The 386-nt window shown below is 43.3% G+C and carries 1 pseudogene; it reads left to right on the top strand.

The annotated features are described in order from the left end of the window. Positions 1 to 386, top strand: a pseudogene (locus tag A3762_RS17115) (glucose-6-phosphate dehydrogenase); the annotation flags it as partial.

Below are 386 nucleotides of genomic sequence, written 5' to 3'. Positions count from 1 at the left end.
CGACAAGAAGAAGGCGTTGCTCAAGATTCTCGCACCGAAACCTTCGTTGCTTTAAAGTTGCATATCAATAATTCCCGTTGGAATGGCGTGCCATTTTTTATTCGATCAGGTAAACGTTTGCCAACTCGTGTAACAGAGGTAGTGATTCATTTCAAACCTAGCCCTCACCCTGTGTTCACGGATAAAGCCCCCAAAAATAAGCTGGTCATAAGGATTCAACCTGATGAAGGGATTGTGATGAAGTTTGGTTTGAAGCGGCCTGGAGCTGGCTTTGAAGCAGAGGAAGTCGCTATGGATTTTCATTATCAAGATTTGGGTGAAACCAAGCTGTTGAGCGCTTATGAACGTTTATTGTTAGATGCGCTAAATGGCGATTCCACTTTATT

The sequence above is a fragment of the Oleiphilus sp. HI0125 genome (assembly GCF_001635355.1).
The sequence above is the reverse complement of the archived record's forward strand: the minus strand, read 5'-3'. Positions and strand labels throughout refer to the sequence as shown.